Origin of the sequence: Pseudomonas sp. B19(2017), assembly GCF_002113165.1 — a bacterium.
GTDB lineage: Bacteria > Pseudomonadota > Gammaproteobacteria > Pseudomonadales > Pseudomonadaceae > Aquipseudomonas.
Map to the genome: position 1 here is coordinate 87,296 of NZ_NEJR01000002.1, position 25,875 is coordinate 113,170.

A 25,875-nucleotide genomic window follows, 5' to 3' on the forward strand; every position below is an offset into this window, starting at 1 on the left:
CATTGCGGCAGGTCTCCTTGTAAGGCGATGCGCACAGCGTGCTTGGGGGCGACGACATTCCCCAAGGCTAGCAGCTGGAGAAATGCCCGATTGCCAAGCTCCGTATGCTCGAAAAGAGCGACAAACCGTAACGTTCGCGGGAAAAAATCTCAAACCAGTGTCCTGCTGCGTGCGGTGAGAAACACAAGGTTTGGTACTTTTCGTTCATCTAAGGGTGGTTGTTCGGTAGACTACCGGATGGGTGCCAGCTGCACGGTGCAGTAAGGCAGGTTAAAGAACAGCGCAGGTCGGGCCGCCATGCGGGAGTACTTGCGCCTATGCAAAAAAAGGAATTGCCACGCGCCCAGGAGCTGGCCGAGCGTGCCTTCGCCAACCTTGAACGCTTTGTCCACGTTGAAGCGATCAGCGGCATTGTTCTACTGGTCGCCGCTGTGGCTGCACTGATCTGGGCGAACTCCCCAGCTGCCGACAGCTACGACAGCCTTTGGCACACGCCGTTGACGATCGGTGTTGGCTCGCTGGTTTATTCACAATCCCTGCATTTCTGGATCAACGATGGCTTGATGACCATTTTCTTCCTGGTCGTCGGCATGGAGATCCGTCGCGAAATCCACGAGGGCGCACTGTCCAGCCTGCGCCAAGCCACGTTACCCATGGCAGCCGCCGTCGGCGGTGTCGCCGTGCCCGCCCTCCTCTATCTGGGTTTCGGCCACGCATCGGCAGAACAACAAGGTTGGGCCGTACCGACGGCTACGGATATCGCCTTTGCGGTAGGCGTTCTGGCGCTGCTCGGCAAGTCGATCCCGTCCAACGTCCGCGTGTTCCTGCTGGCCCTGGCGATCATCGATGACATCATCGCAGTGCTGATCATCGCGTTCTTCTATTCAGGTGGCCTGGATTACAGCGGTTTCGGCGTTGCAGTGATCGGCCTGCTGATGGTGATCGGGCTCCAGAAGATCGGTGTGGGTGCTGCCTACGCCTATGTCATTCCTGGCGCAATCACCTGGCTGGGTGTCTTGTTGACCGGAGCCCACCCGACCCTCGCCGGCGTTGTGTTGGGCCTGATGACGCCTGTAGCCGCAATGCCGATGCGCGAGCGCCCGCTGGATGCAGTTACCCGCTTTACCGGAGAACTGCTGGGACGCGCCAGGGCGCCAGAGCGGGATGCCAGCGACCTCATGGACCCGTTGAAACGGCTGCGTTTGGCCCAGCGTGAACTGGTACCGCCGGTGGTGCGCATGCAAGGTACCCTGCATCCCTGGGTAGCTTTCGGCATCATGCCAGTGTTTGCCTTGGCCAACGCCGGGGTAAATCTTTCGGGTGTCGATCTGTCTGCCGAGGCCCCGCAATGGGTAATGATCGCCGTCACTGTCGCCCTGGTAGCTGGCAAACCCTTGGGCATCGTCGGCGTCAGTTGGTTGATGGTGCGCTTGGGCTGGTGCGCGCTTCCCGCCGAGGTAGGCTGGCGCAGCATTTTCTTGATCGGGTTGCTGGCCGGCATCGGTTTTACCATGTCGATCTTCATTGCCAATCTCGCCTTCGCCGAGCCAGGCGCGCTGGCGGCGGCCAAACTTGGCGTGCTTTCCGCCTCGGTGCTGGCGGCACTGCTAGGCCTGGCCTGGGGGGCGTATAACCTGCGCAGGGCACCTACCGTGAGCAAAGCCGGTTCGACCGTCTAGCAGTATCAACTGGCGATCCACTGCAATTGGGCAAGCGGATCGCCACGCCTGACACAGCTACCCACTGTGTCAGGCGGGCCACCACATATCCTGCCCATGGCGTTTCGGTCAACCGTGTTCGGACACCCGTCCATGACGGCTTCCGTCAATACAAAGCCGCTATCACTGTGGGTTCACATGCCCAACATCTCAGGCAACACCAACGCGATCCAAGGCACATAAGTCACCAGAATCAGGAACAACAGCAGGATCAGCAACCAGGGCATTGCTGCACGCACGGTGTCCACCAGCGGCATGCCGGTCACGGCAGAGGTGACGAACAGGTTGAGCCCAACCGGGGGGGTAATCAGGCCGATTTCCAGGTTGATCACCATGATGATGCCAAGGTGCACCGGATCGATGCCCAGTCGCGTGGCGATCGGGAACAAGATCGGCGCCAGGATCAGGATGATCGCCGACGGCTCCATGAACGCGCCAGCCACCAGCAGCACCACGTTGACCACCAGCAGGAAGGTCACGGGGGTAAGCCCGGCCTCGATGACCCAGGCGGTAATCTGCTGCGGTAATTGTTCGGTGGTCAGCACATGGGCGAAAAGCATGGCGTTGGCGATGATGAACATCAGCATGATGCTCAGCCGGGCGGACTCCAGCAGTACCTTCGGTGCTTCGCGCCAGGACATGTCGCGGTACACGAACAGCGCGATGAAGGCCGAATACACCGCCGCGACCGCAGCCGCCTCGGTTGGCGTGAACATTCCGCTGTAGATGCCACCGAGAATGATCAGGATCAGCAGCAGCCCCCAGATTGCATTGCGCGCCGCGCTCAGCCACTCGCTGAACGTAGCCCGGGGCAACGCCGGCAGGTTGCGTTTCACCGCCACGATGTAGATGACAATCATCAGGATCAGCCCGAGCATCAACCCCGGCACCACCCCTGCCATGAACAACTTGCCGACCGAAGTCTCGGTAGCGGCGGCATATACCACCATCACGATCGAGGGTGGAATCAGGATGCCCAGTGTGCCTGCGTTGCAGATGATGCCTGCGCCGAAAGCGGTTGGATAACCCGAGCGCACCATACCGGCGATGGCGATCGAACCGACGGCGGCGACCGTCGCCGGGCTGGAACCGGAAAGCGCGGCGAACAGGACGCAGGCCAGCACCGCCGCGATGGCCAGGCCACCGCGCACATGGCCGATGCAGGCGTTGGCGAAGTCGATCAGGCGGCGGGCTACACCACCGGTGGTCATGAACGCTCCGGCCAGCAGGAAGAACGGAATGGCCAGCAAGGTGTAGTGCTCGGAGGTTTCGAACAGTTTGATCGCCAGCGAGCGCACCGAGTCCTGGCTGAACAGCATGATCGCCAGTGAGCCCGCCAACCCCAGGGAAATGGCGATCGGCACGCCGATGAACATCAGTACGAACAAGGCCGCGAACAAGAACAGGACGGTCATGGTTTATCTTCCTCGTGCTCGGTCAGCTTCATGGCCTCGGCGGCTTCATCCGCAAGGCCCAGCCCCACCTGGCGGCCCATGAGGATGCGCACCATGATTTCGCCGAAGCGGATGAATACCAGGGTGAAGCCCAGCGGCACGATCAGGCCGATGTGCCACTGCATGATGCCAATATGACCAAGGTCTTCGGCGCCGATGCTGGCGGTCAGCAAGGTCTCGATCCACTCGAAGCTGGCGACGCTCAGCAGCCCGGCATAAACCATGCAGCTGGAGCAGGCTATTACACCGATAATGCGTTGTACCGGCTTGCTGGCCCGCTTGACCAGCGCATCGACGCCAATATGGCCGGCGGTGCGCACGCCATAGGCCAGGCCGAAGAATATCAACCAGGCAAACAAAGCCTTGGTCAGCGCATTGCTCCAGGTCATCGCCTGGGCGGCGTCCATCACTTGGTCGCCAAAGGCGTTGAACAGGTCGGCTGCCCCTGGCCAATGCTCAGCCACGCTGTAGAACAGGGTGTAGAGGTTGTTGAGGATCACGTAGACGAAGGTCACCAGGGTCATGGCGGCCAGGAGAAAGACGATGAAACCTTCCTCGAAATGTTCCCAGATACGTCTGAGGGCGTGCATGGCGCGATCTCCAGAGCGAAGCCGGCCCCACTCGCGCAGGGCCGGCTACTGCCTTACTGAGGCGTGTTGGCGGCTTCGGCGGCCTTGATCAGGTCAGCACCGATCTCACCTTCAAACTTCTTCCACACAGGTTTCATCGCATCACGCCACGCTTCGCGTTGCTCCGGGGTCAGGGTGATGATCTCGGTGGTCTTGGCATCGATGATGCGCTGCTTGTCGCCCTGGTTGAGCGCCTCGGCTTGCTTGTTCACTTCGGTGGTGACCTCGCCGACGATCTTCTCCAGTACCGGTTTCACGTCTGCTGGCAGACCGTTCCAGAACTTGGTGTTGGTGATCAGCATGTAGTCCAGCACGCCGTGGTTGGACTCGGTGATGTACTTCTGCACCTCATGCATCTTCTGGCTGTAGATATTCGAGTACGGGTTCTCCGCCCCATTCACTACGCCGGTCTGCAGGCCTTGGTATACGCCCCGCCCTCACCAGCGCAACAAGCGCGGCCCCCAGAGCAGTCGGCAGCGCCATGCCCAGCACGACCAAAGCCCCCAGAACGGCACAGCCATCTCCGGGCAGTGCAGGCAGTAAACCAAGGTTGCCATTGCTCCCGCGAGCATGCCGCCGGCAGCGCCAGCCTGACGCAGTCGGGTCAGCGCCAGGCCGCGTATGGCCCCCGCGATAATGCGCTTCGCGCTGGCAACTGGTTACCCCCAAGGCCAGGCGGTGGGACGAGAGCACCGCACTGTAGGTGCTGCCTCGGCTCGCTCCAGTTCGGGGCATAAGCTGCAGCTGGGTGCATGACGCGCCCTTTTGATGCACACCTTCCGGCAGGCCTCTATGCCGCTCCAGTACGGCTGCGCGCTGCGCAGTCGCTGAATCCAGCAATAAACCTTAATAGTTTCAATAACCTATCAATAACTTTTGCCATTTCTGGGCTGTGCCGGGCTTTCGGCACCTTCATTGCAACGACCTCTAGCGTGCAAAAAGCAACAGCAATTGACTGGATTCGAGGCTACCGCAGACACAGCGCCCACCACCCCCAGAAAGCCGTACCTGAAATATGTAGATGAACCGCAATGAAGCTGCCGGCAACGGTGGCAAGGAGTGGGTATGTCCCGGGCATTTTTCAATGAAATGTACGAAACGAACGGAAGTTGTCGCCCGCATTACCAGGAGTTCGCTCGCTGGTTGGCCAACACCCCATTGGAGTTGCTGGAGCAACGCCGACGTGAAGCAGACCTGCTGTTTCACCGCGCCGGTATCACCTTCACCTTGTACGGTGACAAGCAGGACACCGAGCGCCTGATCCCCTTTGACATCATCCCGCGCAGCATTCGCGCCAGCGAATGGCGCAGTGTCGAGCGCGGCTGCATCCAGCGGGTGCACGCCCTGAACCTGTTCCTGCAGGACATCTACCACGACCAGCGCATTCTCAAAGCCGGTATCATCCCGCCGGAGCAAGTACTGGCCAATGAAGGCTACCAGATCGCCATGCAGGGCCTGGGGCTGCACCGTGGGCTCTATGCCCATATCGCCGGCGTCGACCTGGTCCGCGATGGGGATGGCAGCTACTTCGTGCTCGAAGACAACCTGCGCACCCCCAGCGGGGTCAGCTACATGCTCGAAGACCGCAAGATGATGATGCGGCTGTTCCCCGAGCTGTTCGCTGCCCAGCGTATCGCCCCGATCGACCACTACCCCAACCTGCTGCTGGACACGCTCAAGAGCGCCAGCCCGCTGGACAACCCCACCGCCGTGCTGCTCACCCCCGGCCGCTTCAACAGTGCCTACTTCGAGCATGCCTTCCTCGCCCGGGAAATGGGCATCGAACTGGTCGAGGGTGCGGACCTGTTCATCCGTGACGAGCATGTCTACATGCGCACCACTGCCGGCCCGCAGCAGGTCGACGTGATCTATCGGCGCCTGGACGACGACTACCTCGACCCGCTGTCGTTCAACCCTGATTCGATGCTGGGCGTGCCGGGGCTGATCTCGGTGTACCGCGCCGGCAACGTGGTGCTGGCCAACGCGGTGGGTACCGGTGTGGCAGACGACAAGTCGATCTACCCTTATGTCGACGACATGATCCGCTTCTACCTGGGCGAAGAGCCGGTGCTGAACAACGTCCCGACCTGGCAGTGCCGCAGGCCTGCAGACCTGTCCCATGTCCTGGCTAACCTGCCCGACCTGGTGGTCAAGGAAACCCAGGGCTCCGGTGGCTATGGCATGTTGGTCGGGCCCGCGGCAACCAGCGCCCAGATCGAGGACTTCCGCGCCCGCATCAAGGCTCGCCCGCATGCCTACATCGCCCAACCTACCCTGTGCCTGTCCACCTGCCCGACCTTCGTCGACAGCGGCATCGCCCCGCGCCACATCGACCTGCGCCCGTTCGTGCTGTCTGGCAGTGAAACCCGGCTGGTGCCAGGCGGCCTGACCCGTGTGGCCCTTCAGGAAGGTTCGCTGGTGGTCAACTCGTCGCAGGGCGGCGGTACCAAGGACACCTGGGTGGTGGAGGACTGAACCATGCTTTCGAGAACTGCTTCCGACCTGTACTGGATGTCGCGCTATCTGGAGCGCGCAGAGAACCTTGCACGAATGCTCGAGGTCAGCTATTCGCTATCACTCATGCCCCAGGCCGGGCGCAGTGACGGCCATGCCGAGCTGGCCATGTCGTTGCTGGCATCCGGAACGCTGGACGACTACCGCCGCCGGCACAGCGAACTCGACACCGAGCGCATGCTGCACTTCTTTGCCCTCGACGCGACCAACCCCGGCAGTATCTATTGCTGCCTGCAGGCGGCCAGGACCAATGCACACGCAGTGCGTGGCCGCATCACCGCCGACATGTGGGAGAACATCAACGCTACCTGGATCGAAATGCGCAACATTGCCGGCAATGGCCTCGGCCATTACGGCATCAGCCAGTTCTGCGAATGGGTCAAGGAGCGCTCGCACCTGTTCCGCGGTGCGACCTCAGGCACCATCATGCGCAACGACGCCTACAGTTTCATCCGTCTGGGGACCTTCCTGGAGCGGGCCGACAACACCCTGCGGCTGCTCGATGCACGCTATGAAATGTTCGGTGAGGCCTCCGAAGAGGTCAGCGATGACTCTGCCCGCGGCTATTACCAATGGAGCGCCTTGCTGCGCGCGCTGACCTCCTACGAAGCCTTCAACGAACTCTATCGCGCCGCGCCCAGTGCACGGCCGGTATCCGAGTTGCTGTTGCTGCGGGTCGACGTGCCCCGCTCGCTACATGCCTGCATCGAAGAACTGGACCAGATCCTTGCAAGCCTGCCGGGCAGCACCAGGCGCGCCGCCCAGCGCATGGCTGCCGAACTCAACGCGCGCCTGCGCTACACCGCGATCGACGAAATCCTCGAGGCAGGCTTGCATCCGTGGCTGACCGATTTCATCGGCCGCATCAATCAACTGGGCCAGGCGGTCCATCACTCCTATCTGGAGGTCGTATGAAACTGTCCATTCGCCACGACACCACCTACAGCTATGCAAGCGATGTGTGCAACAGCATCCAGTTCCTGCGCCTTACACCCCGCAGCAGCGAGCGCCAGCGCATCAATGAATGGCAACTGGACCTGCCCTGCAAGGTCAACGGCCAGATCGACCCGTATGGCAACATCCTGCATGTGCTGACCCTGGACAAACCCCACGGGCATCTGGCACTGACCGCCAGCGGCCAGGTGGAGATCGACCCGGAGCGCGAGCAGGAGTCCGGCGAACACTCCCCCCTGCCATTCCTGCGCAGTAGCCACCTGACCCAGGCCGATGATGCACTCAAGGCCTTCGCCAACCGGCACTGTGGCGAACACCGCGACCGGGCGGCGCTGGTCGGGCTGATGCAAGCCCTGGCCGAGCACATGCCATACAGCCCCGGGGCCACGTCGGTGGGCACCACCGCCATTGAAGCGTTCGACGGCGCTGCCGGTGTCTGCCAGGACCACACCCACGCGTTCCTCGCCTGCGCACGTAGCCTGGGTATCCCGGCACGCTATGTCTCCGGTTACCTGTGCACCGAGGACGAGCAGCACCTGGCCAGCCATGCCTGGGCCGAAGCCTGGGTCGATGACGCCTGGTACAGCTTCGACATCACCAACCGGCTAACCCGGCCAGAGCGCCACCTGAAACTGGCAGTGGGCCTGGACTACCTCGATGCCTGCCCGGTCAGGGGCGTGCGCCGCGGTGGTGGCGCCGAATCGATGCAGGCCAGCGTGCACGTGCACCGCCAGTGAGAGGCGTTGCACCCGTTCACAAGAAAACAAGGGAAACAGCATGACCTATTGTGTCGCCATGCACCTGGCGGACGGGCTTGTCTTCATCAGCGACTCACGCACCAATGCGGGCATCGACCAGATCGCCAGCTTTGCCAAGTTGTTCGTGTTCAGCGTGCCGGGGGAACGCCTGATCGTCCTGCAGACCGCCGGCAACCTGGCGACCTCGCAATCGGTGGTGAACCTGCTCCAGCAACGTACCCGCGGCCCGGGCCCCCACCTGTTGAACGTGGCCACGCTCTACGATGCAACGGTACTGGTCGCCGACACCCTGCGCGAAGTGGTTGGCCGTGATCGCAGCAAGCTGTCGGCCGGCATCGACCTGAGCAGTTCGTTCATCGTCGGCGGCCAGATTGCCGGCGGCGCCATGGGCATATACAACGTCTATGCGCAGGGCAATTTCTTCCAGGCCACACCAGACACCCCGTTCCTGCAACTGGGCGAAAGCAAATACGGGCGGCCGATTCTCGACCGTAACCTCGGCTACCAGATGCCTCTCGATGAAGCGTTGCGCTGTGGCCTGATCTCGTTCGACTCGACCATTCGCAGCAACTTGTCGGTGGGCATGCCGTTGGACCTGCTGGTGTATCACAAGGACAGCCTGGAAACCCCGAAACGCCAGCGTATCGCCAGTGACGATGTCTATTACGAGCAGATACGCAGGCAGTGGGGCGACGGGCTCAAAAGACTGTTGGCCGAACTGCCACCGCCGCCGTACTGACTGGCAAGGGCCCCTGTGGGAGCGGGCATGCCCGCGAACACCGGCACAGCCGGTGCCAGGCACCGCGCTGGATTCTTCGCGGGCACGCCCGCTCCCACAGTGGATCGCTTGCGCAGCCCACGGTTGCAGGGGCTACTCCAGTGGAATGGTCAGGCGATCGATCACGGCACGGGTTTCAGGCCGCACCCCGCGCCACCAGGCGAACGCCTCCGCCGCCTGCTCGACCAGCATGCCGACACCGTCGGCCAGGCGCGCCACGCCCTGTGCCTGTGCCATGCGCAGGAACGGTGTCAGGCCTTTGCCATATGCCAGCTCGTAAGCCAGCCGCGCCTCACCCAGCACGCCATCAGGCAGCGGCGGCAGCTCACCGGTGAGGCTTGCGGAAGTGGCGTTGACCACGATGTCGAAGGACTGCCCCTCCAGTTCCTCATAGCGGCTGATGCGCAGCCTCGGATGATTCAATTCGTTGCGCAAGGTAAGTGCCTTGGCCATGTCACGGTTGGCCAGCACCAGTTCGTTTGGCCCCGCCTGCAGGAAGGGCAGCAACGCCCCGCGCACCGCGCCACCGGCGCCAAGCAACAGCACCCGACGATTGCCCAGTGGTTCACCGAGGTTCTCCTCGATATCCCGCAACAAGCCAATGCCGTCGAAGTTCTCGGCGAAGATACGGCCATCCTCGAACTTCAGCGCATTGGCCGCCCGCGCCAGCTGGGCACGCTCGCTGCGCTGGTCGGCCAGCTCGAAGGCACGCAACTTGAACGGCGCGGTGATGTTCATGCCCAACCCGCCATCATCGCGAAACTGCAGTACCTGGGCTTCGAAGCCCTCGAGTTCGCCCTCGATGGCGCCGTACTCCAGGCACTGGCCACTGGCCTGGGCGAACAGGCCATGAATCAACGGGGACTTGGTGTGATTGATCGGTCGGCCGATCACTGCGTAGCGGTCGCTCATCGGGCATCTCCGTGGGTGAACAGCACACCGTCTGCTTGCATGGCGGTGATTTCTTCAGGGCTGAAGCCAAGCCCGGTGGCGACTTCGGCATTGTGCTGGCCGAGGTCCGGGGCCACCTGGTGGATCGTGGTGTCGCAGTCAGAAAAGCGGAACGGCAGGTTGGGCAGGCGCAACGTACCGTAGCGCGGGTGCTGCTGCTCGATGACCATGTTGCGCGCCCGGATCTGCGGGTCAGCCACGACCTCGTCGATGCGCTGCACCTTGGCGCTGGGAATGTCGATGCCATCGAGCAATTGCAGGATATCGGCCACCCGGCGCGCGCCGACCCAGTCACGCACCACTGCCAGGATCGCCTGGCGATGGGCGTTGCGGCCATTGAGGCTGTGATAGCGGCTGTCGCTGCCGAACCCGGGCGGGCCACCGTTGGCTTCGAGCATCGCGGCAAAGCGCTTCCAGGCGTCGTCCACCTGGGCAGCGATCACCAGATCGCCATCGGCGGCGCGAAACACGCCGTACAAGGTGGAGGTCGGCATGTCATGGCCGGTCTGTTCGGGCAGGACGGTGCCATCGGACAAGGTGTAGCACTGCACCGCGTATTCATGCATCGACACCAGCGTGTCGTACAGGGCCATGTCGATGTGCTGGCCACGGCCACTGCTTACCCGGCCCAGCAGCGCCGCATTGATCGCCGCCACGGCATGGATGCCGGTGTACATGTCGCCCAGGGAAATGCGCAGCAACGGCGGCGCTTCGCCAGGCACGCCGACCATCTGCATGATCCCGCTCTTGGCCTCGGCAATCAGCCCGAAGCCGGCACGGTGGGCATCCGGCCCGGTGTGGCCGTAGGCGGAGATCGAACAGTACACCAGGCGCGGGTTGCGCGCCGACAGCTCGGCATAGCCCAGGCCCAGTTTGTCCAGGGCGCCGGGGCGATAGTTTTCGATGAACACATCGGCCGAGTCGGTCAGGCGCTGCATGAACGCTTTGCCGCGCGGGTCTTTCATGTTCACGCTGACCCCCTGTTTGCCCATGTTCAGCTGCAGGAAGTAACCGCTCTGCTGCTCGTCGAGGGTGAAAGCGTGCTGGCGGCCGGCATCGCCGCTGCCCGGCCGTTCGACCTTGATCACCTCGGCGCCCAGTGCTGCCAGGCAGCGGCCCACATAGGGCCCGGCGAGGAAGTGGCTATAGTCGATGACGCGGATACCCGCCAATGGCAATGCCTGGCTCATGCCTGCACTCTCCTGGGCACCATCAGCCGGTGCTCGCCACGCTGCACGACTTCGCCGTGCTGGTTTACCAGTTCCGACGGCAACACCACGATGCCCCAGCCCGGACGGCTGTTGCTCGGGCGCATCGCCCCCACGCGCATGCGCACATGCAGCACATCGTTGACCTTGATCGGCAGCACGAAGTCCCAGGTCCAGCCCAGCGACATGCCCGGCACAAAGCGGTATTCGCACTGGGTCTTCAGGCCGTCGGCGATCGACAGCCCAAACAGGCCATGGGCAACCAGGCAGCCGAAGTGGCTTGCGTTGGCGTATGCTTCGTCGACATGCACCGGGGTGTGGTCACCGGTGAGGTCGGCGTAGGCCAGGATGCGTTCGCGGGTCACGGTGTAGGTGGGGCTGATGCATTCATCGCCTTCGCGGGCATCGTCCCAGTATTTTTCCACCACGCTCATGCCTTCACCTCCGCACGTGGGTCGATGGCCAATGCCTGGGCGACGCACTTCGCCGGCAATGCCTGAATGAACTCCACCGCCAGGCCGTCCGGCAGGCGCAGCCAGTTGCGGCCCTGGGGCATTTCGCTGACGCCGAAACGTTGAGCCGCCGCCAGGGCAGCTTCAAGGTCCTCGCACATGATGCCCAGGTGGGCCATGCGCCCTTCCGGGCCGGCAAAGTCCGGCTGGTGAATGAACTGCAGGCCACCGAGCGTCCAGTACTGTGCGGGCTGCTCGACGTCGCCCTGTATTTCACGCATGGTCATGCCACACACCTCACTGAAGAAGCGGATGTGCCACTGGATGTCCCGCACCCAGAACGCAACGTGTTCAAGGTAGGCTTTCGGCTGACTCATGGGTTACTCCCCTTCTGCTGATCGGCCATGGCGCGTTCGATCCCCTTGATGCACGCCACCAGGGTCGCGTTGACCGGCGTAGCCACGCCGTAGCGCTGGCCCCAGCGCACGACCGCGCCATTGATGAAATCGACCTCGGTGACCGAGCCCTTCTCCAGGCTCTGCAGCATCGAGGTACGGAAGCTTGCCGGCAGGCCTTCGGCGGCCAGCCGCCAGGCAGCATCCGGGCGGGTGAGGCCCAGGCGGATGCCTGCTCGTTCAGCGACGGCGATGGCTTCGGCCACCGCCGCCTTGGCGGTGCTTTCCAGCAGCGGCTCGCTGTAGAGCTGGCCATAACTGAGCATGGTGATAGCGCTGAGCGCGCCGGTCGCGACATTGACCAGCAGCTTGTCCCACATGGTGCCCAGGATGTTGTCGCTGACCGTGGTCGCGAGCCCGGCGCCGTTGAATACCTCGGCGATGGCCTGCACACGGGGTGTCAGCTTGCCGTCGAGCTCGCCGATGAACGTATGCTTGCCTGCTACACCGGCACGGATCGACCCCGGCGCCAGCAGCACGCCACCGACGTAGGTCTTGCCGGCCAGCACTCGCTCACGGCCCACGGTCTCGGCCAGGATGTCTTCATGGCCAAGGCCGTTCTGCAGAGACAGCACCAGCGTCTGCGGCCCGATCAGCGCCCCGGCACCGGCAATCGCCTCGCCGGTGTGGAACGATTTGACCAGCACCACCACCAGGTCGGCCACGCCCACGGTTGCCGCGTCGCAGGCCGCGTTGACCCGCACCTGCCGCTCGCCGCGCTGGTCCTGCACGCGCAGCCCGTGCAGGTTCATCGCCTCGACATGTGCGCGGCCACGGTTCAACAGCCAGGTTTCATGCCCCGCCTCGCTCAAGGCCGCGCCTATGGCGCAACCCAGGGCGCCGGCGCCCAGAATGCAGATTTTCACGTCGCAGACCTCTTGTGGTTTGCAACTACCTTATGCAGCGAGGTTTATTTCGGCTATACAATGGGCTTAATACGCCTATTGAGTTTTACAATAATGAGCACGCTCGACGCCTTGCCCGACCCCAAGTTGCTGCAGCTGTTCGATGTGCTGTACCAGTGCCGCAGCGTGAGCCGTAGCGCCGAACAGCTCGGCCAGAGCCAGCCTACTGTAAGCATCTGGCTGGGGCGCTTGCGTGAAGAGCTGAACGACCCGCTGTTCGTACGCACGCCAGGTGGCATGGCCCCTACCCCGCGCGCCGACCAGTTGATCGGGCCGTGCCGCGAGGTGCTTGAGTCGCTGCGCCGCCTGACTACCTGGGAGCCGCAATTCGTTGCGGCCACGGCGCAACGGCGCTTTCGCCTGTGCGTCAGCGATGCCAGCCACATCACCTTGCTGCCCGCCATCCTCAACCACCTGCGTACCCACGCGCCCGGTATTCGACTGGAGGCGGCGCGCATAGATGGCAATACCGAAAGTGCGCTGGAGTCAGGCGAGGCGGACCTGGCGATCGGCTTTGTGCCTTGGTTGGGCGCCGGGATGTATCAGCAGGTGTTGTTCGAGCAGGACTGGGTCTGCCTGAGCAACCCACAACACCCTCGTCTGGGCCAAGGCATGAGCGTGGCGCGTTACCAGGACGAGGGGCATGTGCAGATCAGTGCCGGGACCGGGCAAAGGTTACTGGAGGCCGGTTTGGCGCGGGCAGGCATCGAACGCAGGATCATGTTGGCGCTACCGGGGTTCCTGGGCTTGGGGATGATTGTCGGGTCGACCGACCTGGTGGCCACGCTGCCACGGCACATCGGCCAGACACTGGCCGACATGCATGGTTTGCAGGTGCACGATTGCCCGTTTGCAGTGGAGGGGTTCACGGTCAAGCAGCATTGGCACGCGCGGTACCAGCAAGACAGCGGCAATCGCTGGATGAGGGAGGTGGTTCGGGCCTTGTTTCAGGCAGGTGCCGGTTAGCACAGAAGGCGAGCCCTTCCCTCGCCGCGCTTCCTTCCCTGGAAGCAACGGTGTACGGATCAGGCAGCAGGCTTGAGCACCACCTTCGTCCAGCCATCATCCCGAGCATCGAAATGCTTGTAGGCATCGGGGCCTTCAGCAAGTGTCAAACGATGGGAAATTATCTGGGAAGGCGTGGCGCGCCCATGATGGATGAGCTGCGCCAGTCGGCGATTGTAGGCCTTCACATTTGCCTGGCCCGTACGGATGAATTGGCCTTTGAACCAGAACGCGCCGAAATCGAAGGCCATCTTGCCCTGTTTCGCCAGGTCATTCTTCGCACCTGGGTCTTCTGGCACGAACACACCCACGACGCCTATGCCGCCGGTAGCCTTGGTTGAGGCAACCAGGTTGTTCATGGTGAGGTAGTTCGCTTCATGGCCATGCTTGTCACAGCACTGGTAACCCACACATTCGCATCCGCGGTCGGTGCCTTTGCCATGGGTCAGGTTCATGATTTCTTCCACGGCCTTTTGCTCGACCGCGTTGATGGGGGTTGCGCCAAGCTGCGCGGCCAGCCTCAAACGGTCCGGCTGGTTGTCGATCACGAACACCTGGGAGGCACCTTTGATGATTGCCGAATAGGCCGCCATCAGCCCGACAGGGCCTGCTCCATAAATCGCAATGCTCTCGCCCGGTAGCAGGCCGGCCAGCTCTGTTGCATGCCAACCAGTGGGAAAAATATCCGAAAGCATGACGTAGTCATCTTCACGTTCCTGGGCGTCCTCCGGCAGCACCAGGCAGTTGAAATCGGCGTATGGCACACGCAACAGCTCGGCCTGGCCGCCTTGATAGGGCCCCATGTCGGCAAAGCCGTATGCTGCGCCGGCAGCGCCCGGGTTGGCAGTGAGGCAGAAACCTGTGAGGCCTTTTTCGCAGTTTTCGCAAAATCCGCAGCCGATGTTGAAAGGCAGGCTGACCCAGTCGCCGACCTTGACCCGGTCCACCCCGGCGCCCACCTCGATCACCTCACCGAGGTTTTCATGGCCGAACACACGCCCGGCCTCGAACGATGTGCGCCCCTCATACATGTGAAGGTCGGACCCGCAGATGTTGGTAGTGGTGATGCGCACCAGCACGTCTGTAGGTTTCTCGATTCTTGCATCGGCAACATTCCTCACGGCAACGTCACGCGGTGCGTTGTATACGATTGCTTTCATGCTGAACTCCAGAAGCCAGGGGCGCTGGAAATGCGCCCTACCCTGTTGGGGTAATGGCGTTACCCCTGGTGTTCAGTGCCGTGCGTGAAAACCAGATCAGTGGCGCTAATGACCTTGGCCATTTCCGAGGTGCCAGCCCAACCGATCTGCTCATAGACCGGCTTGCCCGTGCGGGTAGCGTGCAGGACAGCGAAGCTGATTCCTCGGCGGGCGAACTCGGCGTCCGCTGCCTGCATCAAGGCCGACGCCAGGCCTCGGCGGCGGTAGGCTGGCTGGACGAACACATTCAACACGTAACCACGCTTGTCCTGGGTCGGGTGCGATGGATGGGGAGGCCAATCGATGCTCATCAGGCCAATGGCTGCGACCGCTTGGTCGCCATCCAGGAGTTTGAATCCGTAATACCGACCGTCAGCGAGGCGCTTCTCCAGCCATGGGCGAAAGTGCTGAGTCATGAGCCGCAGTTCTTCAGGGTCGCCACCCGCTTCAAGAAACATTTCCTGGCGGTGCAAGCAGATCATTTCTACGTCTGATGGCCCCACCGGCCGGCACTCCAGACCGGAAAATGCTACACATCCTTGTAATTCGCTCATCGGTTACCCCGCCTCAGCATCAATTCACCAGAAGCCAGCCTAGGGTATCTTCCGGCAAGCAACAACTTGCATCTGTCAAAGCAGCTCGGGGAATGCAGCACCAAGCAAGCCAGGATCCTTCAGGATCGATGCGCTGCTGGCGATATCCGGGGCCAGCCAACGGTCCTGGGCATAGGCCGGAACCCGTTCGCGCAACAAGCGCCAGGCAACGCTGGTACCTGCGCCAAAGCGCTGCGCCTTGAGGAACTCGAAGGCCTGGGCCGCCAACAGGTATTCGATGGCGAGGATCTGCGTACAGTTCTCCAGGGCGCGGTGCAGCTTCAGCCCGGCATTGGTCCCCATGCTCAAGTGGTCTTCCTGCAGGCCGGAGGTGACGTAGTTGTCGACGACGGCCGGTTGTGCCAGCTGACGGTTTTCCGCACACAGTGAAGCGGCCACGTACTGGACAATCATCATCCCCGAATTCACCCCCGGCTGACTGACCAGGAAGGCCGGCAAACCGCTGACCAACGGGTTGATCAGGCGATCGAGACGACGCTCGGCAATCGCTCCGATCTCGGCTACCGCAATTGCCAGCAAGTCGGCCGCCATGGCCACGGACTGGCCGTGCGGATTCGCCTGGGAAACCACCCGATACGCCTCGGGGGTGCCCAGCAACATCGGGTTATCGGTCGTGGAGTTGAGTTCGGTTTCGATCTGCCGCGCAGCGTGTTCCAGTTGATCGCGCGCAGCGCCATGAACCTGCGGGATCGAACGAATGCTCAAGGCGTCCTGGGTGCGAATGCCTTGGCTGCTGGCAATGACTTCGCTGCCTTCGAGCAGGCGCCGCAGGTTACTGCCCACGCGCTGCATGCCAGGGTGTGGTTTCATCGCGATGATTTCAGGGTCGAAGGCAGCGAGCTGGCCACGCAGGGCCTCGAAGCTCATGGCGCTGATAACGTCCGCCCACTGGCTCAACCGCGTGGCGTCGTCCAGGGACAGGCAGCTCAGGCCAGTCATGCACGGGGTACCGTTGACCAGGCACAGGCCATCCTTGGCACCCAGTCTGACCGGCGCCAGGCCGACCTCGGCCAAGGCCTGCTGTGCAGGCATGATCTGGCCGCGATAGCTGACCTGGCCGACGCCCAGCAAGCTGATGCTGATATGTGCCATGTGGGTCAGGTACCCCACCGACCCCTGTTTCGGGACCTGTGGGGTGACGTGCTGGTTGAGCAAGGTCAGCAGCGCCTCGACCACCTTGCGCTGCAGGCCGGAACGGCCCTGGCAGAAGTTGATGATCGCCGCGCACATGATTGCCCGGGTCTGTTCGTCGGACAGCGCTGCGCCCACACCGCAGGCATGGCTGAGCAAGGTGTTGTGCGACAGCTGGCTGAGTTGTTCGTCCTGCAACGAAACATTGCACAAGGCGCCAAGCCCGGTGTTGACGCCATAGGCGCGGTCACCGCTGGAGACGATGCGCTGGACAATCGCCTGGGCGTTCTCGATCCGCGCCCACGCCGATGGGGCCAGCTCAAGCCTGGCGCCATGCCGGGCCACAGCCACCACGTCCTGCCAACGCACTGGCGCATCGGCGATGATGATTTTTTCGGCAAACGACATACACGCGGTTCCTTAAAGCGAAGCTACGCGACGCTGCACGAAACGATCGACGTATTCGTCCGCGGGCTGGTAGAGGATTTCTTTCGGCGTGCCGACCTGGACCAGGCGACCGTCCTTGAGAATGGCAATCCGGTTACCGATACGCACCGCTTCATCCAGGTCATGCGTGATGAAGACGATGGTCTTGTGCAGGGTTTTTTGCAGCTCCAGCAACTGGTCCTGCATTTCGGCGCGAATCAGCGGGTCGAGCGCACTGAAGGCTTCGTCCATCAGGATGATGTCGGTGTCGGCAGCCAGCGCACGGGCCAGGCCGACGCGCTGACGCATGCCGCCCGACAACTGGTGCGGGTAGGATTTCTCGTAACCCTTCAGGCCCACGGTATTGATCCAGTGCAGGGCGCGCTCCGCGCACATGGCCTTGCTTTCGCCGCGGACTTTCAGGCCGTAAGCGACGTTGTCCAGCACGGTGCGGTGCGGCAACAGGCCGAAGCTCTGGAACACCATGCTGATCTTGTGCCGGCGGAATTCACGCAGGGCTTGCATGTCGTATTGCAGAATGTCCTCGCCATCGACCAGGATCTCGCCGCTGGTCGGGTCGATCAGGCGGTTGAAGTGGCGCACCAGGGTTGACTTGCCAGAGCCCGACAGCCCCATGATCACGAAGATCTCGCCACTGCCGATGGACAACGAGAGATCGTTGACCCCGACCACACAGCCGGTTTCGGCCAGGACCTGATCCTTGGCTTTTTGCTGGCGGATAAGCTTCAGGGCCTCTTCGGCGCGTGTACCGAAGATCTTGAAGACATTCTTCACTTCGATCTTGTTCATCTTCTGCGTACCGCTCATTTGCCCACCCCGTGCCGTGGTCGGCCATAGGCCTGGGTAATGCGGTCGATCACAACCGCCAGAATCACAATGGCCAGGCCCGCTTCGAGGCCGCGGCCCACATTCAGGGTCTGGATGCCGACCAGGACGTCTTCACCCAGGCCACGGGCACCGATCATCGAGGCGATGACCACCATCGACAGGGCCATCATGGTGGTCTGGTTGATACCGGCCATGATGCTTGGCAACGCCAGTGGCAGCTGCACGCCGAACAGTTGTTGCAGGCGATTGGCACCGAACGCGTTGATCGCCTCCATGACCTCGCCATCCACCTGGCGAATACCCAGGTCGGTCAGGCGAATCAGCGGCGGCGCGGCATAGATGACGGTGGCGAAGATCGCCGGCACCTTGCCCAGGCCGAACAACATCAATACCGGAATCAGGTACACGAAGCTGGGCATGGTCTGCATGATGTCGAGCAGCGGCATCAACACCGCCCGAAGGCGATCGCTGCGTGCCGAAAGGATCCCCAGCGGAATGCCGACCAGGACCGATATCAGCGTTGCTACCAGCATCAGCGCCAGGGTCTGCATCAGCTTGTCCCAGAGACCGACCGCGCCGACCAGGAAGAGCAAGCCGACGATCACGGCGGTGGTCACGGCTTTACGGGTAGCGTGCCAGGCGATACCGGCGACGATGGCCAGCATCAGCCACCAGGGTATTGCGCGCAGCAGGCCTTCGAGGTTGACGATCGCCCACAGCAGGGTGTCGGAGATGTGCCGGAACACATCACCGTAGTTGGTAACCAGCGCATCGACCCAGCCATTGACCCAGTCGGCAATGGAAAACGTGAAGTTTTTGGGAAACATGGAATTCTCTCGAGCAAGTGCATGAAGCGGACTGTCGCGTGCCTTGTCCGGCAGGCGCCGGACGAACCGCCACGTTCAGAGTGCCGCGTCCACCTTTTTGGCTGCGTCTTCGCTGACCCAGCTGTGCCAGACCTCCGGGTGCTCCTTGAGGAACAACCTGGCCAGTTCCGGCGACTCGATACGATCTTTGCTCATGCGCGCCAGGTTCTGGTTCAGCAAGTCGATCGGCAGATTTACCTTTTCCAGCACCGCCACCAGTTCCGGCGCCTGCTCATGGAAGGCCTTCGACAGGCCCACCTTGATGGTCAGGGTTTTATCCACGCCTGGCTTCTCGTCCAGCTTGACCAGGTCGACCAGGCCCATCAGCGGCGTCGGCGACCAGTAGTAGAACAGGATCGGCTCGCCACGCTTGTAGCTCGACAACACGGCGGCATCCAGTGCCGGGCCGGTGCCCGGGCGGAAGTTGGTGTAGCTGCTTTCCAGGCCGTAGCGCTTGAGCATCTCGCTGTTGTCCAGCTCGCAAGTCCAGCCGGCCGGGCAATTGTAGAAGCGCCCCTTGTCCGGTTCTTCCGGATCCTTGAATACCTGGGCGTATTGCCCAAGATCGGCGATGGTCTTGAGGTTGGGTGCCTTGGCTTCGAGTTTGCGCCTGGCATCGCCTTCGATCACATAGCGCGGCACATACCAGCCTTCGACCGCGCCAACGACCGGCGCGCCGACGCCAACCACCTTGCCGGCGGCCGCAGCCTTGTTCCAGACCTCGCTGCGCCCTACCCACTCTTCGGCAAACACCTGGATATCGTTGCTGCTCAGGGCGTTTTCCATGGAGATGGAATTACCTGGCAGGCTGTCGGTCTCGCAGCCATAACCGTTTTGCAGCACGAACTGCATCACATCCGTGAGCAGCATCCCGCTTTCCCAGTTCAAACCGGCGAATTTCACCGGTTTGCCAGACTCGCACCAACCGGCCGCCTGGCTGGCGCCAGCGGCCGTCAGCAGCCCGAAAGATAGTGTCGTGGTCAGCAGAGCCTTTGTAATTTTCATTGTGACGCTCCCAAACAAGAACATGAATTGCAGCAGTCGAGGGCATCCGGCCCAATGAGGGTCGCCAAACGGGCTGATGAGCCTTGCAATCGGCATCGGCGTGGCACCTGTGATCAGTGGCCACTGCACAGGAGAAATATTTCACAACCTCAAAAAAGGATAAAATAATATGTCCTGATGTATCACCACGGAAAAACCTATGAAGTTCACATTGCGACAACTGCGCTATGCGCTCGCAGCGGCCAAGCACGGGAACCTGACGACTGCCGCCATGGAGCTTCATGTTTCACAGCCCTCCATTTCGGCGGCCATCACCGAACTGGAAGAGGTGCTGGGCCAATCGATTTTCGTGCGCCAGCGAGGCCTCGGCATCTCGCTGACCCCGTTCGGTCGTACCGTCATGGTCCAGGCCCGTCGCGTTCTGAGCGAGGCGCGGACCTTTGCCGAAATCAATGCCAATGCCGGAGAGTGTGTCGGAGAACTGGTGGTCGGGTGTTTCGAAGACCTGGCCCCTTATTGCCTGCCACAAATCGTGCGGCGGATGCAGGAGTCCTGCCCGAGGGTCACGGTCGACATGCGCGAAGGCAGCTTCGATTATGTTGGCAAGCGGCTGAGCGAGGGCGCGATAGAACTGGCAATCACCTACGACCTGGGTCTCCCACCGAACACTCAATGCACTCAGCTGTGTCAGCTGACCGCTCAGGTACTGCTGTCGGCCGATCACCCGTTGGCCAAGGAGTCGCGCGTCAGTCTCGAAGCGCTAGCCGCATACACCCTGGTCGTCACCGACCAGGTCCACAGCTGGCAGCATGTACTGGACCTGTTCAGCTTCCACGATCTCTCACCCGCCGCTGTGCACCGTGTGCGCACGTTCGAGTTGCAGCGTAGCCTCGTCGCCAACGGGTTTGGCGTAGCGCTGATCTATACCCGGCCATTTGGTGACCGTAGTTATGACGGTCAGGCGCTGGTATGCAGGCCGACGCTGGAGAAACTGCCAACACATAGCATCGTACTGGCGCATGATCAGCGCTATCCGCTGACACCTTCGGCTGAGGCATTCAAGGAGCTGGCGGTGGCGTGGTTCGCGGAACGACCGTCGTTTGCGTCCGAATGAAGCTATCCTGGTCGCCCCCGTCATGACGTGGGCGCCGTCATTGGATCAAGCTGGCTACCGCAGCTTCAAACCAGCGGTGATTGGCTTGGCTCCGCCTCCTCCTGCCTGAAAATACGCAATCCGCGCGCCTGATAATTTTGCAGCGCGGCAGGATGGTCAAATGTACATGTATGTACCCACACCCGCTCTGTACCGGGCCATTCCCACGCAGACCGAATAGCGTGACTCAGTAGCGCTCCGCCAAAGCCTCCCCCCAGGAACTGGGGTGCCAGGCCAAAGTAGCGGATTTCGCAGTTGCAGCCGTCGGGGCGATAAAGTTCGTAATAGCCGGCTATCGCACCTCGGTGATAGGCAACCCAGGTACGGTGGCACTCCTGTTCAACGAGTGCCTGCCACTCGGCACTACTCCAGCCATCAAGATCGCCCCACTCCCAAGGCGTTCCTACCAGCTTGTAGAGAAACCGATTGAACTCCCCCTGAGGCACTTCACATTCGATGACCTGGAGGTCGTGACGCTGGGTTTTTTCCTTCAGCTCGCAAGCCGAGGTCATTTCCAGGTAATAAGTGATGCAAGACCGTTCCATCGTAGACTCTCTGCGTCTTCCCGTTAGCGATCAGCCAAGCATGCCAGCAGCGGCTCCACGGCGGCTACACCTGATGTCTGCTTCGGCTGGAAAGCAAATCCGGCAAGTGAGCCGGGCTCCCACAGGGACCACGAAATCCTTAGCCCTGCGCCGTCACTGTGGGAGATTACCTAGCCCTCTGGGCTGCGCTGTCGCACAGGGAATAATGTTCGAGAGCGTTCACGGTCCCTTGTGGGAGCGGGCGTGCCCGCGAACACCGGCGGAGCCGGTGCCATACACCGCGTTTGCCGTTTCGCGGGCACGCCCGCTCCCACAGAACCAACGTGTAAACGACCACCGGGCTCGATATCGGCCCGGTGATTTTCACCACCTTACCAATTGTGCGTATAACTGGCAGTCAACACGGTGCCTGGTGCCGGCAAGTGGCTGGTGTTGTTGTTATTGCGCAACAACTGGCTGTAGAGCGGGTAGTAGTCGCGATTGAACAGGTTCTGGATGCCGACGCTGACCTTGTCGTCAGGGGTGACCTGGTACTGGCTGACCAGGTCCACTGTCGTGTAGGTACTCACCTGATGCCGGCCAAAGCTGTCCACGCCATCGAGCCTGTAGTCCTTGGCGTCAAAGAACGTGGCCTGCAGGCGGTTGCTCCAGTCCAGGGTCGGCTTGTACTGGACGTAGGCAGTCAGCTTCAGGGGCGGAACGCGATAGCCGGTCATGTCCTGCCAACCTTTACCGTCCGGTTTCTCTCGCCCACGCATCCACGTCGCACTTCCCCCTGCGCCCCACACCGCATCGTCCGATAGCCAATCGGCACTGGCTTCAGCCCCGTAGATGCGCTCCTTGGTGCGGGTCAGAATCAGGCCATTGTTGAAACTTTGCACGTCCCCCAGTTTGGAGGTGGTGTAGAACAGGGCCAGGGTGCCCAGGGTGTTGCTGCCCAGCTCGCCTCGCCAACCAAGCTCGTAGTTGTTGGTTTTGACCGGCTCCAGGTTCGATGCGTCGATGTCGAAGCCGCGGCGCGCATTGCGCAGTTGAATGCCCACGTCAGGCAACTGGAAGCCCTGGCTGAAGGAAGCGTAGATTTCCTGGCCGAGTACCGGCGAATAGACGATGCCTAGGTTCGACAGCACCGCATCGTAATGAATCTCTCCCCCCTTCACCGCAACAGGGGCGGCAGCCCTGGATTCGGACAACGGGACGAAGTCATCGAATTCGGCGGTGGAGTATTCATAGCGCAGGCCACCGTCGACCGACCAATGCTCATCGAAGCGATGCTGAAGCTGGGCGAACGCACCGGCGCTGCGGGTCTTGAGCGGCGGCATGTAGGTGAGCTTGCCGGTCTTGTCGAAGACCAGGCCGCCACTGGCGTCATACGCCGCAGGGTCGAAGACGTCGAGCGGCATGTCGCTGCGCTCCTGGTTATAGTCGCCCCCCCACACCAATTCGGTGCTCCCGCTATCGCCAAGTGGTGTGCGCAGGGTCAGGCGGCTACCGAAAACTTCGCTGTTCTGCATGATCTGGTCGACGTTGCCGCCACGCGTGGCAACGGCCCGGGCGTCGAACGGGGTAAAGCGGGTGAAGTAGTCCCGGTAATACACCTGGGCAGAAAGCCGGCTGCCGAGAAGGTCGAGATGCTCGTACTCCAGGTTCAGCAGCGTGTTGCGAATGCGGTTCTGTTCGTCGAGATCCAGGCCCTTGATCGCATTGGCCGGCACCGAGCCTGCGGGGAGTTTCGCGACGCTTGGGTCGGTAGCATAGTCGGTGTCCTGGCGTGCATCGTAATGGCTGACGGCAAGCTGGATTCGCTGGTTCTCGTCAATGTGCAGCCCCAGCTTGCCGCCAATGTTGTAGATGTTCGAATCGAACAGGTCGCCCTGACTGGGCTCTGGAGCGATCCGGTCGCCGTGTGCATCGTACGAGGCACCGATGTGACGGGTACCGAAGTCGAACGCGTAGTCCACCGCGCCCTGAGAGCCGGCGAAATACTGCTGGAACTGCCCCCCCAGGCCATCGCTGCCCAGGCGGGTAACTGGCGAGGTCGCGCTCAGGCTGGTTTCGGCACGGTTTTCGCCACCAGCAGGCCGGGTGGTGATGGAGATGATGCCCCCCGTGGCGCCGCTACCGTAGATGGCGCTGCTGCCACGAATGACTTCGACCCGTTCGATCAGTGCCGGGTCGATGTTGGCCAGGTTGCGCGAAGAGTCACGGTTGGTATTGAGCGGCACTCCGTCGACCATGACCAACATGCTGCGCCCGCGCAGGGTCTGGCCATACTCGGTGACGGTGCGGCTGGAGTCGGACATGCCCGGAATCGCCTTGGCCAGTACCGTGGCCAGGCTCTCTGAACCCTGGCGCAGCTCCTGCAGTTGTTCATGCTCGAGCACGGTGGATTGCCGCGTCGCTGACACCAGGCTGCTGCTGGTGCGCGAGGCCGTGATTTCCATCTGCGCCATTTCCACGGGCACGCTCTGGGTTTCGCGACTGGAGGCAGGGGCAGCTTGCGCGATGATGACGAAGGTGCGCTCATCCTTGGCCTGTACTTGCAAGCCACTGTCCTTGAGCAACGTTTGAAGTGCTTCCTCGGCTGTAAACCGCCCTTTCACCGCGGGCGCGTTTCGGCCGGCACCGAGATCGCTGGCAAAGATGATCTGGACTGCAGACTGCTGCGCAAGGGCGTTGATGGCCTCCCCCAGTGGCGCGGCAGGGAGGTCCACGTCCACCCTTTCCTGGCCCTGGGCCGACATTGCGATGAGCAGGCTACTGGCAAGCAATGACAGGCGTAGTTGCCGACTGCGGAGGGGGAAATGCACGTCTCGAGTTCCTTTTTCTGGTTGGCTTTTTTCAATAGCCGCCACGGGAATCAGGAAACCCTACCTGCGCCTGAGAATTATTTTCTTGTCGATTTACGTTGAATCCGCACGCTGCCATCCGCTTGCTTCAACACGGCGACTGGCAGGATGCTGGGTAACAGATCCAGCAGCAGGTCGACATTGTGCGCCTCGAAGACCCCTGTCACCTTGAGTGCAGCCAGGCTCGGGTCGCTCAGCTCGATGGATGCCTTGCGATAGTGACGCAGCAACGACACCGCTTCATCCAGCGGCGTCTGCTCGAACACGATGCGATCATCTTTCCAGGCCATCGCCTTCGCGGCATCGACCCTCGCCACTGGCATCAGTTGCCCGCCAATCGAGTCGACCTGTTGCCCCGGCCTGAGGGTGACAGGCGCTTGCGCTGCGCCAGCCACGGCGACGTCCACGCGGCCACGGGCCAGGGTCACACGAACCGCGTCGTCATCCAGGCGGCGCACATTGAACAGCGTACCGCGCACCTCGACTTTCGCCAGGCCAGCTGACACTACGAAGGGGCGGTACACCGCCGAGGACACATCGAAGAGCGCCTGCCCGGCGCGCAGGTCGACTTCGCGGCTGAGCAGGCGCCAACTGATAGCGAGCTGCGTGTTACTGTCGAGCAGGAGTTTGCTGCCATCGCTCAGCAGCACAGCGCGGCGCTCACCTGTGGCGGTAGCGAAACGCTCGCTCTTGTAGGCGGGGTTCAGCCAGGCCAGGGTGGCAAAGGCGATCGCCACCGCTAGCGCGATACCTGCTGACTTTACCGCCCTGGAGGGCGCTGGCCTGGACGGCGGCAAGGGGAACAGGTGCTTGAGCGCTTCCCGGTGTCGCTCAAGCGCCTCGTCCAGTGGCGCCTGTTCGGGCTGCCTGGTCATGGATGCACCTCGTCGCGCCCAAGCCGTTGCCTGCACGCCGCCAACCCCAGGCGCAGGTGCTTTTCTACAGTCTTGATGGAAATACCGAGGCGAGCGGCTACTTCGGCCTGGGGAATTTCGTGAACCTTGTGCATGACAAAAACGGCCTGGCAGCGCGGTGGAAGGTCTGCGATAGCGCTCACAAGCAGTTGAAACTCGCGCTCGGCGTCATACCGGCTCATCGGGGTGGCTGCCGGGCAGGCTACCTCAGGGAGTTCGGCAACTGCCTCTACCCAGGCGCCTCGGCGGCGATCACTACGATAGCGGCTCACAGCGGTATCGTTGGAGATTTTTCGAAGCAAAGCCAGCGGGGTCCGCACGTCTTCTTTCTCACCGCGCTCCAGCAACTGCACGCACACATCGTGCACGACATCGCGCGCCATGCTTCTGTCACCGAAGCGTCGGCGAATGTGCTCCACCAGTTCGTCATAGTGACGTACCAATGTAGACAGCAGCGTCGGTTTGGCGGGATCGAACGACACGATGCATCCTGGAAGAGGGCTAGGCGCCGAAAAGAGGATGCAAGTGTAAATGAGAAATAGT

24 protein-coding genes and 2 pseudogenes are annotated in these 25,875 nt (G+C 62.0%); 7 read left to right on the top strand and 19 right to left on the bottom strand.

What is annotated here, in order from left to right; all coding sequences use genetic code 11:
- Nucleotides 1–317 precede the first annotated feature (317 nt).
- Nucleotides 318–1,679: a Na+/H+ antiporter NhaA gene (nhaA, locus tag CAF70_RS03415; protein WP_085622503.1), complete on the top strand. Its 1,362-nt coding sequence runs from the start codon at nt 318–320 to the stop codon at nt 1,677–1,679.
- 173 nt (nt 1,680–1,852) lie between these two features.
- On the opposite strand, the gene dctM is transcribed toward nhaA, so the two are convergent.
- The 4 genes and pseudogenes from dctM to CAF70_RS03435 form a co-directional block, all read right to left on the bottom strand.
- Complete coding sequence (gene dctM / locus CAF70_RS03420) at nt 1,853–3,133, bottom strand: C4-dicarboxylate TRAP transporter large permease protein DctM (RefSeq protein ID WP_085622501.1); 1,281 nt, start codon at nt 3,131–3,133, stop codon at nt 1,853–1,855.
- Nucleotides 3,130–3,762 carry a TRAP transporter small permease gene (locus CAF70_RS03425; protein ID WP_085622499.1) on the bottom strand — a complete coding sequence of 211 codons (633 nt, stop codon included), beginning with the start codon at nt 3,760–3,762 and terminating at the stop codon, nt 3,130–3,132. The genes dctM and CAF70_RS03425 overlap by 4 nt, the downstream gene beginning before the upstream one ends.
- Nucleotides 3,763–3,815: 53 nt before the next feature.
- Nucleotides 3,816–4,229, bottom strand: a pseudogene (gene dctP / locus CAF70_RS03430) (TRAP transporter substrate-binding protein DctP); the annotation flags it as partial.
- Nucleotides 4,230–4,251: 22 nt separating this feature from the next.
- Nucleotides 4,252–4,427 (bottom strand): annotated as a pseudogene (locus tag CAF70_RS03435) (NrsF family protein); the annotation flags it as partial.
- A gap of 439 nt (nt 4,428–4,866) precedes the next feature.
- On the opposite strand from CAF70_RS03435, the gene CAF70_RS03440 reads away from it, so the two are divergent.
- The 4 genes from CAF70_RS03440 to CAF70_RS03455 are packed head-to-tail and all read left to right on the top strand — an operon-like array spanning nt 4,867 to nt 8,766.
- Complete coding sequence (locus tag CAF70_RS03440) at nt 4,867–6,276, top strand: circularly permuted type 2 ATP-grasp protein (RefSeq protein ID WP_085622495.1); 1,410 nt, start codon at nt 4,867–4,869, stop codon at nt 6,274–6,276.
- 3 nt (nt 6,277–6,279) lie between these two features.
- Nucleotides 6,280–7,230, top strand: a complete 951-nt coding sequence (locus CAF70_RS03445; RefSeq protein WP_085622493.1) for an alpha-E domain-containing protein — start codon at nt 6,280–6,282, stop codon at nt 7,228–7,230.
- On the top strand, nt 7,227–8,006 hold the full coding sequence (locus CAF70_RS03450) for a transglutaminase family protein (protein WP_085622491.1): 780 nt from the start codon (nt 7,227–7,229) through the stop codon (nt 8,004–8,006). Before CAF70_RS03445 ends, CAF70_RS03450 begins: the two co-directional genes overlap by 4 nt.
- A 40-nt stretch (nt 8,007–8,046) precedes the next feature.
- Nucleotides 8,047–8,766 carry a proteasome-type protease gene (locus CAF70_RS03455; protein WP_085622489.1) on the top strand — a complete coding sequence of 240 codons (720 nt, stop codon included), beginning with the start codon at nt 8,047–8,049 and terminating at the stop codon, nt 8,764–8,766.
- A 132-nt stretch (nt 8,767–8,898) separates the two neighbouring features.
- Here CAF70_RS03455 and aroE read toward each other — a convergent pair whose 3' ends face one another.
- Genes aroE through CAF70_RS03480 form a run of 5 tightly spaced genes read right to left on the bottom strand, consistent with a single transcriptional unit; the run spans nt 8,899 to nt 12,737 of the window.
- A complete protein-coding gene (aroE, locus tag CAF70_RS03460) occupies nt 8,899–9,717 on the bottom strand; it encodes a shikimate dehydrogenase (RefSeq protein WP_085622487.1) in 819 nt (272 codons plus the stop codon).
- Nucleotides 9,714–10,946, bottom strand: a complete 1,233-nt coding sequence (locus CAF70_RS03465; RefSeq protein ID WP_085622485.1) for a CaiB/BaiF CoA-transferase family protein — start codon at nt 10,944–10,946, stop codon at nt 9,714–9,716. Before CAF70_RS03465 ends, aroE begins: the two co-directional genes overlap by 4 nt.
- Complete coding sequence (locus tag CAF70_RS03470; protein WP_085622483.1) at nt 10,943–11,398, bottom strand: MaoC family dehydratase; 456 nt, start codon at nt 11,396–11,398, stop codon at nt 10,943–10,945. The genes CAF70_RS03465 and CAF70_RS03470 overlap by 4 nt, the downstream gene beginning before the upstream one ends.
- Nucleotides 11,395–11,793 carry a VOC family protein gene (locus CAF70_RS03475; protein ID WP_085622481.1) on the bottom strand — a complete coding sequence of 133 codons (399 nt, stop codon included), beginning with the start codon at nt 11,791–11,793 and terminating at the stop codon, nt 11,395–11,397. Before CAF70_RS03475 ends, CAF70_RS03470 begins: the two co-directional genes overlap by 4 nt.
- The gene (locus CAF70_RS03480) at nt 11,790–12,737 is read right to left on the bottom strand and encodes a ketopantoate reductase family protein (RefSeq protein WP_085622479.1); all 948 of its coding nucleotides are present in this window, start codon (nt 12,735–12,737) and stop codon (nt 11,790–11,792) included. The genes CAF70_RS03475 and CAF70_RS03480 overlap by 4 nt, the downstream gene beginning before the upstream one ends.
- A 93-nt stretch (nt 12,738–12,830) precedes the next feature.
- Here CAF70_RS03480 and CAF70_RS03485 point away from each other — a divergent pair, with 93 nt between their 5' ends.
- Complete coding sequence (locus CAF70_RS03485) at nt 12,831–13,742, top strand: LysR family transcriptional regulator (protein ID WP_085622477.1); 912 nt, start codon at nt 12,831–12,833, stop codon at nt 13,740–13,742.
- Nucleotides 13,743–13,801: 59 nt separating this feature from the next.
- Here the strand turns inward: CAF70_RS03485 and CAF70_RS03490 are convergent, their stop codons facing one another.
- From CAF70_RS03490 to CAF70_RS03515, 6 genes are all read right to left on the bottom strand, one after another.
- Complete coding sequence (locus CAF70_RS03490; RefSeq protein WP_085622475.1) at nt 13,802–14,941, bottom strand: glutathione-independent formaldehyde dehydrogenase; 1,140 nt, start codon at nt 14,939–14,941, stop codon at nt 13,802–13,804.
- Between the two features lie 59 nt (nt 14,942–15,000).
- A complete protein-coding gene (locus CAF70_RS03495) occupies nt 15,001–15,534 on the bottom strand; it encodes a GNAT family N-acetyltransferase (RefSeq protein ID WP_085622473.1) in 534 nt (177 codons plus the stop codon).
- Between the two features lie 75 nt (nt 15,535–15,609).
- Entirely contained in the window at nt 15,610–17,133 is a 1,524-nt protein-coding gene (gene hutH / locus CAF70_RS03500; protein WP_085622470.1) for a histidine ammonia-lyase, read from the bottom strand.
- 12 nt (nt 17,134–17,145) lie between these two features.
- Nucleotides 17,146–17,979 (bottom strand): glycine betaine/L-proline ABC transporter ATP-binding protein, encoded by an 834-nt coding sequence (locus tag CAF70_RS03505; RefSeq protein WP_085622468.1) that lies wholly within the window; start codon nt 17,977–17,979, stop codon nt 17,146–17,148.
- Nucleotides 17,976–18,827, bottom strand: a complete 852-nt coding sequence (locus CAF70_RS03510; protein WP_085622466.1) for a proline/glycine betaine ABC transporter permease — start codon at nt 18,825–18,827, stop codon at nt 17,976–17,978. Before CAF70_RS03510 ends, CAF70_RS03505 begins: the two co-directional genes overlap by 4 nt.
- A gap of 75 nt (nt 18,828–18,902) precedes the next feature.
- Entirely contained in the window at nt 18,903–19,871 is a 969-nt protein-coding gene (locus tag CAF70_RS03515) for an ABC transporter substrate-binding protein (RefSeq protein ID WP_085622464.1), read from the bottom strand.
- A 199-nt stretch (nt 19,872–20,070) separates the two neighbouring features.
- Between CAF70_RS03515 and CAF70_RS03520 the strand changes: the two genes are divergently transcribed.
- A complete protein-coding gene (locus CAF70_RS03520) occupies nt 20,071–20,985 on the top strand; it encodes a LysR family transcriptional regulator (RefSeq protein ID WP_085622462.1) in 915 nt (304 codons plus the stop codon).
- A 65-nt stretch (nt 20,986–21,050) separates the two neighbouring features.
- Here CAF70_RS03520 and CAF70_RS03525 read toward each other — a convergent pair whose 3' ends face one another.
- The 4 genes from CAF70_RS03525 to CAF70_RS03540 all read right to left on the bottom strand — a co-directional run bounded on the left by CAF70_RS03525 (nt 21,051) and on the right by CAF70_RS03540 (nt 25,814).
- Nucleotides 21,051–21,569, bottom strand: coding sequence for a GNAT family N-acetyltransferase (locus tag CAF70_RS03525; RefSeq protein WP_085622460.1), 519 nt, complete (start codon nt 21,567–21,569; stop codon nt 21,051–21,053).
- A 371-nt stretch (nt 21,570–21,940) separates the two neighbouring features.
- Nucleotides 21,941–24,379: a TonB-dependent receptor gene (locus CAF70_RS03530; RefSeq protein ID WP_085622458.1), complete on the bottom strand. Its 2,439-nt coding sequence runs from the start codon at nt 24,377–24,379 to the stop codon at nt 21,941–21,943.
- 77 nt (nt 24,380–24,456) lie between these two features.
- Nucleotides 24,457–25,293: a FecR family protein gene (locus CAF70_RS03535; RefSeq protein ID WP_085622456.1), complete on the bottom strand. Its 837-nt coding sequence runs from the start codon at nt 25,291–25,293 to the stop codon at nt 24,457–24,459.
- On the bottom strand, nt 25,290–25,814 hold the full coding sequence (locus CAF70_RS03540) for an RNA polymerase sigma factor (RefSeq protein ID WP_085622454.1): 525 nt from the start codon (nt 25,812–25,814) through the stop codon (nt 25,290–25,292). Before CAF70_RS03540 ends, CAF70_RS03535 begins: the two co-directional genes overlap by 4 nt.
- Nucleotides 25,815–25,875 lie beyond the last annotated feature (61 nt).